At 66.9% G+C, this 19,255-nt stretch carries 14 protein-coding genes and 1 pseudogene; 10 read left to right on the plus strand and 5 right to left on the minus strand.

The features are described from left to right. Positions 1-4: 4 nt before the first annotated feature. From tssK to tagH, 3 genes are all read right to left on the minus strand, one after another. Positions 5-1,339: a type VI secretion system baseplate subunit TssK gene (tssK, locus tag PSm6_RS26165; RefSeq protein ID WP_031287027.1), complete on the minus strand. Its 1,335-nt coding sequence runs from the start codon at positions 1,337-1,339 to the stop codon at positions 5-7. A 17-nt stretch (positions 1,340-1,356) separates the two neighbouring features. After that, a complete protein-coding gene (gene tssJ, locus PSm6_RS26170) occupies positions 1,357-1,836 on the minus strand; it encodes a type VI secretion system lipoprotein TssJ (protein WP_031287028.1) in 480 nt (159 codons plus the stop codon). Between the two features lie 70 nt (positions 1,837-1,906). Further along, positions 1,907-3,592 (minus strand): type VI secretion system-associated FHA domain protein TagH, encoded by a 1,686-nt coding sequence (gene tagH, locus PSm6_RS26175; RefSeq protein WP_265168694.1) that lies wholly within the window; start codon positions 3,590-3,592, stop codon positions 1,907-1,909. Between the two features lie 403 nt (positions 3,593-3,995). Here tagH and tssA point away from each other — a divergent pair, with 403 nt between their 5' ends. The 10 genes and pseudogenes from tssA to PSm6_RS26225 all read left to right on the plus strand — a co-directional run bounded on the left by tssA (position 3,996) and on the right by PSm6_RS26225 (position 16,948). Beyond that, on the plus strand, positions 3,996-5,030 hold the full coding sequence (gene tssA / locus PSm6_RS26180) for a type VI secretion system protein TssA (protein WP_265168695.1): 1,035 nt from the start codon (positions 3,996-3,998) through the stop codon (positions 5,028-5,030). Between the two features lie 93 nt (positions 5,031-5,123). Then, complete coding sequence (gene tssB, locus PSm6_RS26185) at positions 5,124-5,639, plus strand: type VI secretion system contractile sheath small subunit (protein WP_021217506.1); 516 nt, start codon at positions 5,124-5,126, stop codon at positions 5,637-5,639. Between the two features lie 12 nt (positions 5,640-5,651). Continuing rightward, entirely contained in the window at positions 5,652-7,148 is a 1,497-nt protein-coding gene (tssC, locus tag PSm6_RS26190; protein ID WP_263402563.1) for a type VI secretion system contractile sheath large subunit, read from the plus strand. Between the two features lie 73 nt (positions 7,149-7,221). Beyond that, a complete protein-coding gene (locus PSm6_RS26195; RefSeq protein WP_031287032.1) occupies positions 7,222-7,710 on the plus strand; it encodes an Hcp family type VI secretion system effector in 489 nt (162 codons plus the stop codon). A gap of 229 nt (positions 7,711-7,939) precedes the next feature. Continuing rightward, complete coding sequence (locus PSm6_RS26200) at positions 7,940-8,725, plus strand: type VI secretion system accessory protein TagJ (RefSeq protein ID WP_021217509.1); 786 nt, start codon at positions 7,940-7,942, stop codon at positions 8,723-8,725. Between the two features lie 2 nt (positions 8,726-8,727). Continuing rightward, the gene (gene tssE / locus PSm6_RS26205; RefSeq protein ID WP_021217510.1) at positions 8,728-9,246 is read left to right on the plus strand and encodes a type VI secretion system baseplate subunit TssE; all 519 of its coding nucleotides are present in this window, start codon (positions 8,728-8,730) and stop codon (positions 9,244-9,246) included. Next, positions 9,243-11,101 (plus strand): annotated as a pseudogene (gene tssF / locus PSm6_RS26210) (type VI secretion system baseplate subunit TssF). Before tssE ends, tssF begins: the two are co-directional and overlap by 4 nt. Further along, entirely contained in the window at positions 11,065-12,093 is a 1,029-nt protein-coding gene (gene tssG / locus PSm6_RS26215) for a type VI secretion system baseplate subunit TssG (protein ID WP_021217512.1), read from the plus strand. Before tssF ends, tssG begins: the two are co-directional and overlap by 37 nt. A 115-nt stretch (positions 12,094-12,208) precedes the next feature. Continuing rightward, complete coding sequence (tssH, locus tag PSm6_RS26220) at positions 12,209-14,908, plus strand: type VI secretion system ATPase TssH (RefSeq protein WP_265168697.1); 2,700 nt, start codon at positions 12,209-12,211, stop codon at positions 14,906-14,908. Positions 14,909-15,034: 126 nt separating this feature from the next. Further along, positions 15,035-16,948: a type VI secretion system Vgr family protein gene (locus PSm6_RS26225; RefSeq protein WP_021217514.1), complete on the plus strand. Its 1,914-nt coding sequence runs from the start codon at positions 15,035-15,037 to the stop codon at positions 16,946-16,948. A gap of 469 nt (positions 16,949-17,417) precedes the next feature. Here PSm6_RS26225 and PSm6_RS26230 read toward each other — a convergent pair whose 3' ends face one another. Together PSm6_RS26230 and PSm6_RS26235 are read right to left on the minus strand one after the other, a co-directional pair. Further along, positions 17,418-17,951, minus strand: a complete 534-nt coding sequence (locus PSm6_RS26230; protein ID WP_021217445.1) for a hypothetical protein — start codon at positions 17,949-17,951, stop codon at positions 17,418-17,420. Further along, on the minus strand, positions 17,948-19,246 hold the full coding sequence (locus PSm6_RS26235) for a PAAR domain-containing protein (RefSeq protein ID WP_265168698.1): 1,299 nt from the start codon (positions 19,244-19,246) through the stop codon (positions 17,948-17,950). The genes PSm6_RS26230 and PSm6_RS26235 overlap by 4 nt, the downstream gene beginning before the upstream one ends. Positions 19,247-19,255 lie beyond the last annotated feature (9 nt).

The following is a 19,255-nucleotide window of genomic DNA, read 5'->3' on the forward strand; positions in this document are numbered from 1 at the left end:
CGAATTAACTCCGGATGGCCCAGAAGGCCAGGTTCAGGCCAGGGAACTGGCCAGCGATGTGGAAGGCGAAGCCGCCGGAATGCACCAGTTGCTTCCAGTGGTCGCTGCCGCGGTCGAGTTCGAAGTAGGTGCTGCCCGCGTGGTACGGGATCTGCCGTGGCGCCACCGGCATCGGCAGCAGCGCGATACCCGGCAGCTGCAGGTTGACCAGGTCGCGGATGTGCTCCACGGAGCCGATCTTGGCCTGCTGCGGGAAGCGCGAACGCAGCGACTCGCCGGGCACGTCGGCACGCACCACGAGGATGAACGCCGAGTTGTCCAGCAGGCTCTTGTCCGCGAGCATCGCCACGTGCACGCCGTAGGCTTTCTCGATGATGGGGATCGGCACAGCGCGGCTGTCGATGACCATCGACAGGGCCTGGCGCAGGGCGAGCATCACCGGGGCGAAGGTGGTGGCCAGGTCGTCGTGCTCATAGGCCGGGAATTCCGCCGGGCGACGGCCGCTGGCGGAGAAGGTGGAGAACTCGCCGGCCAGGCTCACCGCCTCGCGGTAGAACCATTCCGGGTGCAACGGGGTGATGTTGGCCAGGTGCGAGACCAGGGGTTCGGCGCGGTTGACCAGTTGCAGCAGGAGGAAGTCGGCGATCTCCGAAGCGCCACCGGCACCGGAAGCGACCACGCGGCCGGCCAGGGCCTCGCCACGTTGGTGCAGCAGGCCCAGCAGTTCGCTGCGGAAGGCCGCCAGGGGCTGCGAGGCGGTCACATCCAGCAGCGGCGGGATGTAGCTTTCGTCCAGCGCCAGGGAGCGGTCGGCACGCTTTTCCACCACCCGCACCACGCCGACGGCGGCGTATTCGCCGAGGCCGTCACGGGCGGTGAGCAGGCGCAGGGCGCGGCCACCGATGGACACGGGGGCGCGGCTCTCGAAGGGGGCGTTGTCGTCACGCACTTCGCGCACCGCGCTCTGGTAGCGCGCGCCACCGAGGGCCTCGCCCTCCTCCACCGTGTCGCGGGCGCCGGCGCGCTTGAGCGGCAGGGCCAGGTAGATGATGCCGTCACGCAGGCTGTCCTCGACGTCCAGCGGCACCGGGGCCACGTCGTCGCCGGGGATGTCGAAGGGGGTGCCGTCGGGCAGCACGCCACGGGCCGAGACGATGGCCAGCTTGCCCTGGGTGAGCAGCGCCTCGTCGATCTTCAGCTCGGAGAAACCCCAGCCGCCGGCTTGCAGTGCTCGGCAGCGGCCTTCCACCAGGGACTCCAGGTAGCGGTCGTGCTGCTGGAAATGCTGCGGACGCAGGAACATCCCCTCAGACCAGACCACTCGGTTGTTCCAGGACATGGACGAACTCTCCGTTTCTATTTGGCCGGCTCGGCGATGGGAGCCGGCGAGACGCTGATGGCGTGGGCGCCGAATTTCACGCTGTAGGCGCTGGTCTGGTTCAAGGGCACGGTGATCACGTCACGCCAGACCGCGCTGTCGAGCTCGCGGTAGCCGACGACGATGCCGAACTGGCGGGTGGCGTCATCGAGCTTGCGCTCCTGCATCTGCTTGTCGCCGGGCTTGACCAGCAACTCGTCCTGGGCGACCAGGTCGGTGGACAGGGTGGCCTGCGACTGCTCCACCAGGGAGAAGTAGTCGGCACGGTTGAAGGCGGTGGCGCTCTTGAGCTCGAACACCCGCACGCGCACGGGTGCGCCCTGCCCGCCCGGGCCCGGGTTGACGTCGCTGGAGGCTTCGATATGCAGCTGCACCACGGTGGGCGGTGGTGGCGGCGGTGGCTCGGAAGCACATGCGCCCAGAAGCGCTACTACGGCTACCAGTAGAATCCTTGGCATTTCGATTCGTCCTCAATGACTGCTGTTGATCCGCGGGGCCGACTGCCTGGCACCCAAGGGGTTGCGGGGGTCAATGCCCGCGAAGTCTGGCGCTGTGCTCCTCGTAGGCGCGGCTGAATTCGCGCCCGAAAAGGTCCTGGAAATCGTCCTCGGCCTCCCGCGAGATGCTCGCGTAGAGGTCGGTGAACAACTCCCAGTATTGCGACTGCCGGGAACCCGGCAGCAAGGCCGAAAGCCCCGAGGGCTTGTTCAGCCGCGCTTCCAGCACCGAGGGCTCGAAGCGTTTGAGAATGTGCTTGATGGCCGCCTGCACGCCGGCCATCACCGCCAGCTGATGGGCCTTGAGGTCGTCGAAGCTTTCGCCCACGGCCTGGTCCGGCGGCATGAACGCGGCGTTGCCGTGGCGCAGCAGGAGCAGCAAGGCCTCGTCGACGTTGGGGGCGAATTTGAGCGGATTGTTCTCCACCGGTCGGATCATGGTCTGCGCCATGCGGAACTCGCCCTTGAGGCTGGAGCGTGCACGCAGCACATCCACCAGCCCTTCCACCATCAGACGATAGCTGCGGCCGACGGCTTCCATCTGCGCGGCGGCTTCGGCGCGATCGATGCGCAGCTGGCCAAGGCCGGCACCGCGCAGGAAGGCATCCATCAGCGCACCGTCGTCGCCGCTCGGTGCATGTGCATGGGCCGGCGCCTGAGTGGCCGGGGCGGACACCGCGGCGGCGTGGGTGGCCTGGGCAGTGGGCGTCAGCGCGGGTGGTGCCGGAACCGGTGCGGGCGTGGCGACGGCAGGCGCCGGGATCGCCGCCGGGGCCATCTGGATGGCCGGTGGCATCGGCGCGATGGTCTGCTGGGCGATGGGCTGCGGATCAGGGATGGGCGTCGGAATCGAGGTGGCGGCGGAGTCGTGGCCAAGCGGCGGATTGCTGAAGAAGTCCGCCGGCAGTTCGACGGCTACCGGCGCTGGTTCCAGCGGTGCCGCCGCCGTGGGCATCGGCACCGGAACGGCCGGCGCGTGCTGGGGCGCGGGGCTGGTAAGGCCGAGGTCGGCGAAGGGGTCCCAGTCGGCGGGAATCGCCGGTGCGGCGCCTGCAGGCTCGGCGAAGGCGGCAGGTGCACTCACGGGCGGCACCGGCGTCGGCTCAAAACTGGGGATCGGCGTCGGCGGGCGGAAGTCATGGCGCTCGGCAGGCACGTGATCGGGAATCGACGGTGCGGCAGCCGGTGGCGGATTGAGGAAGTCGAACAGGTCGGGCTTGGTGTCCAGCGGCGAACCGCCACCCTGGATGTGGGCCATGGAAGCCGGCGGCGGCGCCATCGGCTCGGGAATCGAAGGCGTGGAGGTCTGCCGGCTCATCAGCGCATCGAAGCTGCTGAAGGGGTCGCCGCCCCCGCTCATCGGCGCGGCGCTGGCGGGCTGCATGTTCATGCTCATCCCCTGCACCTGAACGAGGATCTCGTACTCGCCGAGCTTGAGGATTTCGCCATCCAGCAGCGGCTCGCTGTTACCGCGACGCAGGCGCACGCCCGACTGCGCGAGCATCACGCCGTTGGTGCTGGTGTCGGTCAGGTAGTAGGTGCCGTCGCGGAACTGGATGGTGCAATGCTGGCTGGAAACGAGGCGCTCGGGATCGGGCAACACCCAATCGTTATCGGCACTGCGGCCAATCCTCAGCTCACCACGATCAAGCTCCACCTCGGGACGTTGTCCGGGCGTCAGCTTGTGATAACTGGTGATGGTCAAACGCAGTGGCATTGCGACTCCTTGCACTTCTCACTGTGGACGCGAGCACCGAGTCCCTTCGATGCCGTGCAACTTCGATCCGGTCCCTGTTCTGCACGTGGCCCTTGGCCATACACCCATCGTATAGACGAACGGAAAATATGCATGGCTTTAGCCGAAATATCTTAGATCGAAAAAAGACAAAAATGACAGCTGAAAGAGGCTAGCGTGGACTGGTGCACATCTGTCGTTTGTGCTCTGGGATTGTCTTGACAAGGGCGAAATACGACCCCAAGAATGGAAAAGAGTTGCAGCGGGTGAAGCCATGAAATTGGCGTCATCGGAACGTTGATCCAAAGGACTGTGATCAGGCCGTACGTTCACTCTGAATACTGCTCGCCTTTACCTCTGAGGCCTGACAAGGAGAACACCCACCGTGGTGGATGTGTCGCGTTTGCTATCCCCTGTTTCCGCTGATTCGCCTTGCGGCGACGACCTCGAATACGACGCTGCGTATCTCGAACTGGAACGTATTGCCCAAGGGCAACCCGAGCGCCAGATGGGCGACTCCGTACTCCCCGCCGAGCCCCCTGTCTGGCGTGATGTCCGCGAGCTTTCCAGTGAGCTGCTGCAACGCAGCAAAGACCTGCGCATCGCCAACTATTTCCTGCAGAGCACCCTCGCCCTCGAAGGGCTGCCGGGTCTTGCCCAGGGCCTGATCCTGGTGCGCGAGCTGCTGACCCAATACTGGGACGGCCTGTACCCGCAGCTCGACGCCGACGATGACAACGACCCCACCTTCCGCATCAACGCCCTCACCGGGCTGGCGGCGGAACCGGTGATCCAGCTGCTGCGCGAAAGCAGCCTGACCAGCTCGCGGGCCTTTGGCTCGGTGAGCCTGCGTGCCGCCCTCAACGCCCTCGACCTGCAGCGCTTCCCCAGTGAAACGCTGACCCCCGAGCAGTTGCAGGGCGCCTTCCGCGACAGCGATGAAGCGCTGCTCGCCAGCACCCGCAACGCCCTGACCGATGCCCAGTCCGCGCTGGCCACCATCGAGTCGACCCTTTCCGATCGCGTGGGCTCGGCCCAGAGCGCCGACCTCGGCGCCCTCAAGCAGTTGCTGCGCCACGCCCTGCAGATCCACAAGGACCAGGCCCCCGGCGACGACGCCGTAGCCGACGAGCCGGCGGCCGGTGACGACACCGCCACCGACGCCGGCAGCAGCGGTGGCGCACCGAGCGCTCGCGCCACGCCGCGCATCTCCGGCGAGGTGACCAACCGCGACGACGTGCTCAAGACCCTGGATCGCATCCTCGAGTACTACGCGCGCCAGGAGCCATCGAGCCCGGTGCCGATCCTGCTCAAGCGTGCGAAGACCCTGGTCACGGCGGACTTCGCGGCGATCGTGCGCAACCTGATCCCGGATGGGATGTCCCAGTTCGAGAATTTGCGGGGCCCCGAGTCCGAATAGTGCAGGGCACGTTCGAAGCGGGTTCACGCATCCGTTACCGGCTAGCTGCCGATGACGCCAATACAGCCGCACAGGCAGCGAAGGAGGAGCACCATGGGTAGCACCAGCAGTCAGAAATTCATCGCACGCAACCGCGCGCCCCGCGTCCAGATCGAGTACGACGTGGAACTCTACGGCGCCGAGAAGAAGGTGCAGTTGCCCTTCGTCATGGGCGTCATGGCCGACCTCGCCGGCAAGCCGGCCGAACCCCTGGCCGCCGTTGCGGACCGCAAGTTCCTGGAGATCGACGTCGACAACTTCGACTCGCGCCTCAAGGCCATGAAGCCGCGCGTCGCCTTCAACGTGCCCAACGCCCTGACCGGCGACGGCAACCTGTCCCTGGACATCACCTTCGAGAGCATGGACGACTTCAGCCCCGCCGCCGTGGCGCGCAAGGTCGACTCGCTGAACCAGCTGCTCGAAGCCCGCACCCAGCTCGCCAACCTGCTGACCTACATGGACGGCAAGACCGGCGCTGAAGAGCTGATCATGAAAGCGATCAAGGACCCGGCCCTGCTGCAGGCCCTGGCCAGCGCGCCGAAGCCGCAAGACAACGAGCCGCAAGCTTAAGAGGACACCCAGATGGCCGAATTGATGACCGAAGCTGCGCCCCAGGGCGGCGAAGCGACCGAGCAGACCAGCGAGTTCGCCTCGCTGCTGCTGCAGGAATTCAAACCCAAGACCGAGCGTGCCCGCGAAGCGGTGGAAACCGCCGTGCGCACCCTCGCCGAGCATGCCCTGGCACAGACCAGCCTGATCTCCAACGATGCGATCAAGTCGATCGAATCCATCATCGCTGCGATCGACGCCAAGCTCACCGAGCAGGTCAACCTGATCATGCACCACCCGGATTTCCAGCAACTGGAAAGCGCCTGGCGTGGCCTGCATTACCTGGTGAACAACACCGAGACCGACGAGCAGCTGAAGATCCGCGTGCTGAACATTTCCAAGGGCGAGCTGCACAAGACCCTGAAGAAATTCAAAGGCACCGCCTGGGACCAGAGCCCGATCTTCAAGAAGCTCTACGAAGAGGAATACGGCCAGTTCGGTGGCGAGCCCTACGGCTGCCTGCTGGGCGACTACTACTTCGACCAGTCGCCGCCGGACGTGGAGCTGCTGGGCGAGATCGCCAAGGTCTCCGCCGCCATGCACGCACCGTTCATCTCCGCCGCCTCCCCTACCGTGATGGGCATGGGTTCCTGGCAGGAGCTGTCCAACCCGCGTGACCTGACCAAGATCTTCACCACCCCGGAATACGCCGGCTGGCGCTCGCTGCGCGAGTCCGACGACGCGCGCTACATCGGCCTGACCATGCCGCGCTTCCTGGCCCGCCAACCCTACGGTGCCAAGACCGACCCGGTGGAAGAGTTCGCCTTCGAGGAAGACACCGCCGGCGCCGACAGCGCCAAGTACACCTGGGCCAACTCGGCCTATGCCATGGCGGTGAACATCAACCGTTCGTTCAAGCTCTACGGCTGGTGCTCGCGCATCCGTGGCGTGGAGTCCGGTGGTGAAGTGCCGAACCTGCCGGCGCACACCTTCCCCACCGACGACGGTGGCGTGGACATGAAGTGCCCGACCGAGATCGCCATCTCCGACCGCCGCGAGGCCGAGCTGGCGAAGAACGGTTTCATGCCGCTGCTGCACAAGAAGAACACCGACCTGGCGGCCTTCATCGGCGCCCAGTCCCTGCAGAAGCCGGCCGAATACGACGACCCGGACGCCACCGCCAACGCCAACCTGGCGGCGCGCCTGCCGTACCTGTTCGCCACCTGCCGCTTCGCGCACTACCTCAAGTGCATCGTTCGCGACAAGATCGGCTCGTTCAAGGAGAAGGACGACATGCAGCGCTGGCTGCAGGACTGGATCCTCAACTACGTCGATGGCGATCCCGCTCACTCCACCGAAACCACCAAGGCGCAGCACCCGCTGGCAGCCGCTGAAGTGGTGGTCGAGGAGATCGAGGGCAACCCGGGCTATTACAGCTCGAAGTTCTACCTGCGTCCGCACTACCAGCTCGAAGGGCTGACCGTGTCGCTGCGCCTGGTATCCAAGCTGCCTTCGGCCAAGGGGGCCTGAGGCGCGTCACTTTAAGCGCCCGCCAGGTGGCGGGCGTCTCTGACAAAGTGGCGAAAGCCACGAAGGAGGAATGATGGCTGTAGATATGTTCATCAAGATCGGCGACGTCGAAGGCGAGTCCGCCGACAAGAGCCACGGCAAGGAAATCGATGTGCTGGCCTGGAGCTGGGGCATGTCCCAATCCGGCAACATGCACCAGGGTGGTGGCGGCGGCGCCGGCAAGGTAAGCGTGCAGGACCTGTCGCTGACCAAGTACGTCGACAAGTCCAGCCCCAACCTGATGATGGCCTGCTCCAGCGGTAAGCATTACCCGGAAGCCAAGCTGACCATCCGCAAGGCGGGCGGCGAGTCGCCGGTCGAGTACCTGATCATCACCATGAGCGAAGTGCTGATCTCCTCCGTGAGCACCGGCGGTAGCGGTGGTGAGGATCGCCTGACCGAAAACATCAGCCTGAACTTCGCCCAGGTGAAGGTCGACTACCAGCCGCAGAAAGCCGACGGCGCCAAAGATGGCGGCCCGGTCAAATACGGCTGGAACATCCGCGAGAACGTCAAGATCTGATGCTCTCTCATCCGGGCCTGCGCAAGCGGGCCCGGATGCGTTTCAAGCCACCCTCCCCCGGACCGACCATGGCCAGACCCTTGCCCGATTCCCACGCAGCGGCCTCCCCTCCGCCGGTCGACCTTCGTGACGCTGCCCACTGCCGCCTGCCCCAGGCCGCAGTGGAGAGCGCCACCTCGAGCCACATCCCCCATTCCCTTCGCGCAGCCCGGCTGCAGGCAGGACGACCATGACCGCCGAAGAACTACTGCGCGCAGGACGCGCCGACGAAGCCCTGAAGTCCTTGCAGGACCAGGTGCGTGCCCAACCTTCCAACGCCGAGCTGCGGGTGTTCCTGTTCCAGCTGCTGGCGGTGCTCGGCCAATGGAGCCGCGCGCAGAACCAGTTGAAAGTCGCCGGCGAGCTGGATGCCAGCACCCTGGCCATGGTGCAGACCTACCGCACCGCCCTGGAATGCGAAGCCCTGCGCGCCGAAGTCTTCGCCGGCCGCCTCACCCCCGTGGTGCTGGGCGAGCCCGCCGAATGGGTAGCGCCGCTGATCCAGGCCCTCAAGCATGACGCCGAAGGCCAGCACGAAGCCGCCCAGGCCCTGCGCGACCAGGCCTTCGAAGCCGCACCCGCCGTCGCCGGCACCCTCAACGACCAGCCCTTCGAATGGTTCGCCGACGCCGACCCGCGCCTGGGCCCGGTGCTCGAACTCATCGTCAACGGCCGCTACGTGTGGCTGCCGATGCATAACATCCAGAGCCTGGTGACCGAGGCCCCCACCGACCTGCGCGACCTGGTCTGGCTGCCGGTGGAAGTCACCCTGGTCAACGGCGGCGCCACCGTGGGCCTGATCCCCAGCCGCTACCCGGGCAGCCAGGACGACGCCGACGGCGCCATCCGCCTGAGCCGCAAGACCGACTTCCTCGACGACGGCCGCCCCATCGGCCAGCGCCTGTTCGTCACCGACCAGGGCGACACCGCGCTGTTCGAGCTGCGCACCCTCGCCTTCGGGCAGCCGGAGGCCTGAGCATGGCCGAGCTGACGCTGCAGGAACGTCTGCAACCCTCCCTTCTGGACCGGTTGACCGACGAGGACCCGAGCAACGCCAAGGAGAGCGTCGACAAGCGCGTGCTCTCCCTGACCCAGCTCAAGGCGTCCGTCCTGCGCGACCTGGCTTGGCTGTTCAACACCATCGCGCCGCTCGACAGCGAGACCTCCAGCGAGATCCAGGCCGGCAACTCGGTGGTCAACTACGGTTTGCCGCCGCTGGCCGGGCACACCGCCTCCAGCGTCGACGTGCAGGCCATCGAGGCCCTGCTCACCGAGACCATTGCCGACTACGAGCCGCGCATCATCCGATCCACCTTGCGCGTGCGCGCCCAGCTGGCAGCCGACCAGATGAACCACAACGCCCTGTCCTTCGAGATCGAAGGCGACCTGTGGGCCGAACCCGTGCCCCTGCGCATGCTCCTCACCACCGACCTGGACCTGGAGACCGGCCACGTGCAGATCGTCCCCGCCGACCACCTGCGGAAGCGCAACAAATGAACCCGCGCATGCTCGAGTACTACAACCAGGAGCTGCAGCACATCCGCGAAAGCGCGGCGGAATTCGCCGGCGAGTACCCGAAGATCGCCAGCCGCCTGACCCTCTCCGGCATCGACTGCGCCGACCCTTATGTCGAGCGCCTGCTGGAAGGCTTCGCCTACCTCACCGCGCGGGTGCAGCTGAAGCTCGACGCCGAGTACCCGACTTTTACCCACAACCTGCTGGAGATCGCCTACCCGCACTACCTGGCGCCGACCCCGTCGATGACCGTGGTGCAGCTGCAGGCCGATCCCAACGAAGGCTCCCTGGCCAGCGGCTTCACCGTGGAGCGCAATGCCTCCCTGCGCGGCCTGCTGGGCACCGACGAACAGACCGCCTGCGAGTACCGCACCTCCCAGCCGGTGACCCTGTGGCCGCTGGAAGTGGCCAAGGTCGAATACTTCGGCAACCCCGCCTCGGTGCTCGGCCGCCTCGCCGCCTCCGAGCCCAGCGCCAAGGCCGCACTGCGCCTGCGCCTGCGCACCGGTGCCGGGCTACCGTTCAGCGCCCTGCCCCTGGAAAGCCTGTCGTTCTACCTGCACGGCGCCGACGAACAACCCTTCCGCCTCTACGAGCAGCTGCTGGGCAATGCCTGCGCGGTGTTCGTCCAGGCCCCGGTGGCGACTGGGTCGAGCGCCTGCCGCCGGAAAGCTTGCGCCCGCGCGGCTTCGACGACGAGGACGCGGTGCTGCCGGTGGTGCCCCGCGCCTTCCAGGGCTACCGCCTGCTGCAGGAATACTTCGCCCTGCCCAACCGCTTCCTGTTCATCGATGTGGCCAACCTGCGCCGCCCGGTGCAGCGCTGCGCCGGCCAGGAGCTGGACGTCATCGTGCTGTTCAACCGCATCGACCAGAGCCTGGAAGGCAGCATCGGCACTGAGCAGTTCAAGCTGTTCTGCACCCCGGCGGTGAACCTGTTCCCCCGGCGCGCCGACCGCATCCACCTGAGCGACCGCGTGCACGAGCACCAGGTGATCGTCGACCGCACCCGCCCGCTGGATTTCGAGGTGCATTCGCTCACCGAGGTCAGCGGCCACGGCGCCGGCCCCGAGCAACCCTTCCAGCCCTTCTATGCCGTGCGCGACCCGTCCCGCTATGGCCGCGAGCAGGCCTGGTACACGGTGCGCCGCGAGCCCCGCGTGCTCTCCAGCAAGCAACGCCGCAAGGGCCCGCGCTCCACCTACATCGGCAGCGAGACCTTCATCTCCCTGGTGGACGCCAACCAGGCGCCCTACCGCCATGACCTGCGCCAGCTGGGCATCGGCGCGCTGTGCACCAACCGCGACCTGCCGCTGTTCATGCCGGTGGGCAACGGCCGCAGCGACTTCACCCTGGAAGACAGCGCCCCGGTGGTGTCCGTGCGCTGCCTGGCCGGCCCGAGCCGCCCGCGCGTGAGCCGCGCCCATGACGCCAGCGCCTGGCGCCTGATCAGCCAGTTGTCGCTCAACTACCTGTCGCTGAGCCAGGAAGGCCAGGGCGCCGCCGCCCTGCGCGAACTGCTGCGCCTCTACGGCGACCCCACCGACTCGGCGCTGCAGATGCAGATCGAAGGCCTGCGCCAGGTCACCAGCAAACCCTGCACGCGGCGCCTGCCGATGCCGGGGCCCATCGTCTTCGGCCGCGGCCTGGAGATCGGCCTGGAGTTCGACGAGAACGCCTTCCGCGGCACCGGGGTCTTCCTCCTGGGCGCGGTGCTGGAACGTTTCCTGACACGTTACGTGTCGATCAACAGCTTCACCGAAACGGTGATGCGGACCACTGAACGGGGCGAGGTGATGCGATGGCGGGCGAAGCCCGGACGCCGTCCGAATCTGTGAACACCCTCGCGGCCATGGAGACCGCGCCCTGGAACTACGATTTCTTCCAGGCGCTGCGCCGCATCGAGTGCGAATTCCCCGAGCGCCCGCGCCTGGGGCATTCCGTGCGCCTGGCCGACGACCCGCTGCGCCTGGGGCAGAAACCCGATTGCGGTTTCGCCCCCTCGACCCTGGCCAGCGTCGAGCACAACCCCGACGGCACGCCGCGCATCGAGCAATACTTCTTCGGCCTCACCGGCCCCAACGGCCCGCTGCCGCTGCACCTGACCGAATACGCCCGTGAGCGCCAGCGCAACAACGCCGACGCCACCTTCAAGCGCTTCCTCGACGTCTTCAACCACCGCCTGCTGACCCTGTTCTACCGCGCCTGGGCCGAAGCCCGGCCGACCGTGAGCCAGGACCGCCCCGGCGACGACTACTGGTCGCCGCGCCTCGGCGCCCTCTCCGGCCGCGGCATGCAGAGCCTGATGGGCCAGGGGCCGATCGACGACGCCGCGCGCTACTACTTCACCGGCCACCTGGCGGCACAGACCCGCTACCCGGACGGCCTGCGCACCATACTCGCGGAGTTCTTCGGCGTGCCCGTGGCCATCGAGGAGTACGTCGGCCAATGGCTGGAACTCCCCGAATACAGCCGCCTGGGCGCCCAGGCCAGCACCCTGGGCGTCGACCTGTGCCTGGGCACCCACGTGTGGGACCGCCAGCACAAGTTCCGCATCCGCATCGGCCCGCTGGGGCTCTCGCAGTACCAGCGCTTCCTCCCCGGTGGCGAGCTGTTCCATGAGCTGGCCGCCTGGGTCGCCGAATACCTGGGCGAGGAGCTGGACTGGGACAGCAACCTGGTGCTGGAACGTGACGAAGTGCCGCCCATGACCCTGGGCGGCGGCGACCGGCTGGGCTTCAACACCTGGCTGGGCAAGCCCGAAGGCGACGCCGACGACCTGCTGCTGGCGGTGAGCCACCTGAACCACGGTGCGGAGGCGCGCGCCTGAGTGCACGCCACCGCGACCCGCCGATAGAAAACAACACGAAGCGCATGGAGTGCTTCAGACAGGACCAACCACACGGCCATCACAGCAAGCGTGCCGTCAGGAAAAGGAGAGCAAGATGAGCGAAATCAGTCGTGCCAAGCTGTTCGGAAAGCTGAACAGCCTCGCCTACAAGGCGATCGAAGCGGCCACGGTGTTCTGCAAGCTGCGTGGCAACCCCTATGTCGAGCTGGTGCACTGGTTCCACCAGGTCCTGCAGCTGCAGGATTCCGACCTGCACCAGATCATCCGCCAGTTCAACATCGAACCCGGGCGCCTGGCCAAGGACATCACCGAGGCGCTGGATCGCCTGCCCCGTGGCTCGACTTCGATCACCGACCTGTCCTCCCACGTCGAGGAAGCGGTGGAGCGCGGCTGGGTCTACGGCAGCCTGATGTTCGGTGAGAGCCAGGTGCGCACCGCCTACCTGGTGGTGGGCATCCTCAAGACGCCGAGCCTGCGCCATGCGCTGACCTCCATTTCCCGCGAGTTCGACAAGATCAAGGTGGAAACCCTGATCGAGCGCTTCGACGAGATCGTCGGCAGCTCCCCGGAAAACGCCCTGACCGCCACCGACGGCTTCAACGCCGGCGCTGCCCCGGGCGAGGCCAGCGGAGCCATGGCCCCCTCCGCCATGGGCAAGCAGGAAGCGCTGAAGCGTTTCACCGTCGACCTCACCGAGCAGGCCCGCAGCGGCAAGCTGGACCCCATCGTCGGCCGTGACGACGAGATCCGCCAACTGGTGGACATCCTCATGCGCCGCCGCCAGAACAACCCGATCCTCACCGGCGAGGCCGGCGTGGGCAAGACCGCCGTGGTGGAAGGCTTCGCCCTGCGCATCGTCGCCGGCGACGTGCCGCCCTCGCTGAAGGACGTCGAACTGCGCGCCCTGGACGTGGGCCTGCTGCAGGCCGGCGCCAGCATGAAGGGCGAGTTCGAACAGCGCCTGCGCCAGGTGATCGAAGACGTACAAAGCTCGCCCAAGCCGATCATCCTGTTCATCGACGAAGCCCACACCCTGGTGGGTGCCGGTGGCGCCGCCGGCACCGGCGACGCGGCCAACCTGCTCAAGCCGGCCCTGGCGCGCGGCACCCTGCGCACCGTCGCGGCCACCACCTGGGCCGAGTACAAGAAACACATCGAGAAGGACCCCGCCCTCACCCGCCGCTTCCAGGTGGTGCAGGTGGACGAGCCGTCCGAGCACCGCGCCATCCTGATGATGCGCGGCGTCGCCTCGACCATGGAGAAGCACCACCAGGTGCAGATCCTCGACGAAGCGCTGGAGGCGGCGGTCAAGCTGTCCCACCGCTACATCCCCGCACGCCAGCTGCCGGACAAGTCGGTGAGCCTGCTGGACACCGCCTGCGCCCGCGTCGCCATCAGCCTGCACGCCGTGCCGGCCGAGGTGGACGACAGCCGCCGTCGCATCGAGGCCCTGGAAACCGAGCTGGCCATCATCGGCCGCGAGCACGCCATCGGCGTCGCCATCGGCAGCCGTCGCACCGACGTCGACAACGCGCTGGCGGAAGAGCGCGGCCGCCTGGCCGAGCTGGAAGCCCGCTGGAACGAAGAGAAGGCCCTGGTGGACGAGCTGCTGGCCACCCGTGCCAGCCTGCGCGCCGCCGCCGAACCGGTGGACGGCACCAGCCGCGAAGGTGGCGCCGATGCGCCGAGCCTGAGCGAAGACGAGCTCAATGGCCTGCGCGCCAAGCTGGCCGACCTGCAACAGCGCCTCACCGCGCTGCAGGGCGAGACGCCGCTGATCCTGCCAACCGTGGACTACCAGGCGGTGGCCTCGGTGGTGGCCGACTGGACCGGCATCCCGGTGGGCCGCATGGCCCGCAACGAGATCGAGACCGTGCTCAACCTGGGCACCCACTTGAAGAAGCGCATCATCGGCCAGGACCACGCCCTGGAGATGATCGCCAAGCGCATCCAGACCTCCCGCGCCGGGCTCGACAACCCCAGCAAGCCCATCGGCGTGTTCATGCTCGCGGGCACCTCGGGCGTGGGCAAGACCGAAACCGCGCTGGCCCTGGCCGAAGCCATGTACGGCGGTGAGCAGAACGTCATCACCATCAACATGAGCGAGTTCCAGGAAGCCCATACCGTCTCCACCCTCAAGGGTGCCCCGCCCGGCTACATCGGCTACGGCGAAGGCGGCGTGCTCACCGAGGCGGTACGGCGCAAGCCCTACAGCGTGGTGCTGCTGGACGAGGTGGAGAAGGCCCACCCGGACGTGCACGAGATCTTCTTCCAGGTGTTCGACAAGGGCGTGATGGAAGACGGCGAAGGCCGGGTGATCGACTTCAAGAACACCCTGATCCTGCTCACCACCAACGCCGGCACCGACCTGATCGCCAGCCTGTGCAACGACCCCGAGCTGATGCCCGAACCCGAAGGCATCGCCAAGTCGCTGCGCGAGCCGCTGCTGAAGATCTTCCCGCCGGCCCTGCTCGGCCGCCTGGTGACCATCCCCTACTACCCGCTGACCGACGAGATGCTGAAGAGCATCACCCGCCTGCAACTGGGCCGCATCAAGAAGCGCGTGGAGGGCTCGCACAAGGTGCCCTTCGACTTCGACGACAAGGTGGTGGACCTGGTGGTTTCGCGCTGCACCGAAACCGAGAGCGGCGGTCGCCAGATCGACGCCATCCTCACCAACAGCATGCTGCCGGACCTCTCCCGCGAGTTCCTCGGCCGCATGCTGGAAGGCCGCAAGGTCGAGAAGGTGGTGGTGGGCGCCGAGAACGGCGAGTTCACCTACAGCTTCGATTGAAGTGACGCGGCGCACTCCGCCCTGGAGTGCGCCGCCTGATATAAACGGTTCCGGCGCGTCGGAACCCGGCAGTGACGCGCGCAGCGCTAAGGAAGTAGTGGGATGGCGATTACGCAACGGGCACGCATGGCCAAGGTCAGCAGCCCGCTGGGCGGCGATGCATTGCTGCTGGACCGGCTCGACGGCCATGAGGAACTGGGGCGGCTGTTCGACTATGAACTGAGCCTGATCTCCGAGGATCACTCGATCCAGCTCGACGCCCTGCTGGGCAAGCCCATGGGCGTTTCCCTGGAGCTGCCCGACGGCAGCCAGCGCTACTTCCATGGCATCGCCTGCCGCTGCAGCCAGGCCGCCGGCACCGGCCAGTTCGCCGCCTACCAGGTGAGCCTGCGGCCATGGTTCTGGTTGCTGTCGCGCACCTCCGACTGCCGCATCTTCCAGAACAAGACGGTGCCGGACATCATCAAGCAGGTGTTCCGCGACCTCGGCTTCTCGGATTTCGAAGACGCCCTCACCCGCCCCTACACCGAGTGGGAATACTGCGTTCAGTACCGCGAGACCAGCTTCGAGTTCGTCAGCCGGCTGATGGAACAGGAAGGCATCTACTACTACTTCCGCCACGAACAGGCGCGCCATGTGCTGGTGCTCTCCGATGCCTACGGCGCCCATGCGCCGGTGGCCGGCTACGCCACGGTGCCCTTCTACCCGCTGGCGGACCAGATGCGCGAACGCGACCACGTCTATGACTGGTACCTGGCGCGCGAGGTGCAGCCGGGTTCGCTGTCCCTCAACGACTACGACTTCCAGCGCCCCAGCGCCCACCTGCAGGTGCGCTCCACCGTCAGCCGCGCCCACAGCAACGCCGAGCACCCGCTGTACGACTACCCGGGCGAATACACCCAGAGCCAGGACGGCGAGCAGTACGCGCGCAACCGCATCGAAGCCATCCAGACCCAGTTCGAGCGCGTGCAGCTGCGCACCAACGCGCGGGGCCTGGGCTCGGGGCACCTGTTCAAGATGAGCGGCTACCCCCGTGCCGACCAGAACCGCGAATACCTGATCGTCGGCGCGCGCTATTCGGTCAGCCAGGAAAGCTATGAAAGCGGCGCCTCGGGCGGCCCGCTGCAATTCGACAGCTCGCTGGACTGCATCGAGGCGCGCCAGCCCTTCCGCCCCATGCCCACCACCATCAAGCCCATCGTCCAGGGCCCGCAGACGGCCATGGTCGTCGGCCCGAAAGGCGAGGAAATCTGGACCGACCAGTACGGCCGGGTGAAGGTGCATTTCTACTGGGACCGCCACGACCAGTCGAACGAGAACAGCTCCTGCTGGATACGCGTATCCCAGGCCTGGGCCGGCAAGAACTGGGGCGCGGTGCAGATCCCGCGCATCGGCCAGGAAGTGATAGTCGGCTTCCTCGAAGGCGACCCCGACCGGCCGATCATCACCGGCCGCGTGTACAACGCCGAGCAGACGGTGCCCTACGAGCTGCCCGCCAACGCCACCCAGAGCGGCACAAAGAGCCGTTCCAGCAAAGGCGGCACGCCGGCGAACTTCAACGAAATCCGCATGGAGGACAAGAAGGGCGCCGAGCAGCTGTACATCCACGCGGAACGCAACCAGGACATCGCCGTCGAGCACGACGAATCCCACTGGGTGGGCCACAACCGCACCAAGAGCGTGGACAACGACGAGCTGGCGCGCATCGGCCAGGACCGCACCCGCGCGGTGAAGCGCAACGACACCCTGATGGTGGGCGGCGCCAAGACCGATAGCGTAAGCACCCAGTACCTGATCGAAGCCGGCGCGCAGATCCGCCTGGTGTGCGGCAAGAGCGTGCTGGAGTTCAACGCCAGCGGCGAGATCAACATCTCCGGCACCGCCTTCAACCTCTACACCAGCGGCAACACCGCCATCGACACCGGCAGCCGCCTCGACCTCAACTCCGGAGTCGCCAGCGAAGTGCCGAACAAGGGCAAGGGCATCAAGGGCACCATCGACGCCATGGTCAAGGCGCTGTTCCCACCACCCAAGGCCTGACCGCCCTGCCCGGCTGCCGGCCGATCACCCGTGCCCCGCCGCGTAGGGTGGACCCCGCTCCATCGGTCCACCTTGCGTGCTCGCCGGCCGCTCCGCTGGTGGATGAAAAAGCGCCATCCACCCTACATGCCGGTTGGCACCGTGGTTCGGGTGGGGCGCGGTGCCGTAGGTTGGCGCCGAGCGCAGCAAGGCCCAACACCGCCATGTCCGGTCTTGCGGCGGGCTCTCCCTGTGGGAGCGGCTTCAGCCGCGAAAGATCTGCAGCCGGCACAGGTCGGCGAGTCGCCGGGTATTCCATCGCGAATGAATTCGCTCCCACGAGGCGGGCGACGGTGCTTGCTGCAAGATCACCTGGTGGATGAAAAGAGCGTCATCCACGAAGGTGCCACGGCACGGCGCCTGGGTTGGGAATGGTGTAAGGGCGAATTCATTCGCCCAAGGGCAACGGCGTTGCCCCTCAGGCGGCTCGTCAGGCGTTGGCCGGCACGAAGTCCGGGCCGCCGAGCTTGTCGCGCACGGTCACGGCTGTGCGCAACAGCGGGGTCCACATGCCGTCGGGGCTGTTCCAGGCGGCGCCGGCCCAGCGGGTGTCGGCCTGCAGGGCGGCCTTGTTGGCTTCCAGCTGGCGTTGCAGGGCTATCGCCACGCCGTTCATGTCCACCTCGAACAGCTCGCCATAGGGCCCTTCGGGCTGGGCACGTTTCTTCGCCAGGCAGAAGCGGTAGTACCAGACCCAGTCGTGGGCCAGGTAGATGGCGCGGTTGCGGTCCGGGTAGGTGGCCAGGATCTTCAGCAGCGCCGCGACGAAGCGCTGGGGGAAGGCCGGGTCGCGGGTTTCGCGCCAGTAGGGCACCACCAACTGGTCGAACGCCGCCACCACGTTCTGCGGTTCGTCGTTGTCGCTGCGCGCTTCGAGGAAGTAGAACGGCTCGCCCACCAGGAAGCGGTCCAGTTCATCGTTGGCAAGGGCGAGGAGCAGGACGTTGTCCAGTTTCTGATTCATTGGATTCTCACGACGTCGTGGGCCGACTTCAGTACGTTGATGTCGTTTCCGTGGCTGATGGCGACATTATCCAGCACCGCTTCGCGCATGCCACCCGGGTGCGTCAGGCCGCCGGGGCGCCAGAGGGAGTTCACCCCGCCTTCGTTGCCGGTGGGCATCAGCACCTTGGGGTTCTCCACCTTGAGCATGTAGATCTCCTTGCCCGCCAGGGAGCCGGGATCATAGCCGAGCGCCGACTCCAGCACGGAGACATCGCCGGTCTTCTTGTACTGGGCCACCACCGAGGACAGGTCGGAGTCGGCCATGACGAACTTGTTGGGGTTGAACGCGGCGTATTTCGGGTTGGCGATATCGTCCGCCGTGAACAGGAAGGCGCCGCCTTCGTCCTTGAAGGTCTTCAGGTGCTTGTCGATGTAGGGCTGCTCGAGATAGTCGCCCGGTGGCGGCCGCGAGCCCTTGGGAATGCCCATGATGTCCGCCTCGGTGACGCCGGCCTTGTAGGCGGGCGTACGCGTGGTCGGCGCCGGCTTGCCCAGGCGCGCCATCTTCGGCCCCAGGCCGAGCATGGCCATGCCGGCCACGCCCTGCAGCAGGTCGCGGTAGCCAGGGCCGAGGCGGTCGCCCAGGTCACCCAGCAGCTCCATGCCGCCATAGATGGCACCGCCGATCAGCACGGTGGCCGCCAGGGCGGCCAGGCCGGCCATGGCCGCCACCACCAGGCCGACGCCCAGGGCAGCCAGGCCCAGGGCTTCGAGGCCGCTGTGCATCCAGCCTTCGATATCCAGCACGAAGGCGACCCGCTCGGTGGGGCCGCCGATGAAGGTGTTCTCGCTGCCACTCTTGATGTGCGCGCCGCAGACCATCTTGCTGGTGATGCGCGCCGCCGGCTTGCCGTTGATGTAGACGGTGGCGCTGCCCTCGGCGATGGTCACCTCGAAGGGCCAGATGGGGTGGTTGCAGGGCAAGCCGCTGCAGGAGGACGAGGCGTCATCCCCGGCACGCATGGCGGCGCGGATGTTGATGAAGACGTTCGGGCTGCCCCGTATCAACACCCCCGTGGTGGGTTCGGGAAGGTTGAAAATGGTGTTCAGGCCCTTGAGGATCTGGAACATCGACAGGCCGCCCGCAGCGATAGAGCCGGCCATCACCGCCAGGGCCACGCCGCCGGTGGCCGCCGTGGCGGCGATCACCGCTGCACCGATCAGCGCACCCGCCACCGCGCCGGCGACCATGGCCGCCACGCCGAAACCGTGGGCTATCTCATCACCGAGCCGTGCTGCTGCCTGTGCATCCATGGGTTACGT

The organism is Pseudomonas solani (assembly GCF_026072635.1).
Taxonomy (GTDB): domain Bacteria; phylum Pseudomonadota; class Gammaproteobacteria; order Pseudomonadales; family Pseudomonadaceae; genus Metapseudomonas; species Metapseudomonas solani.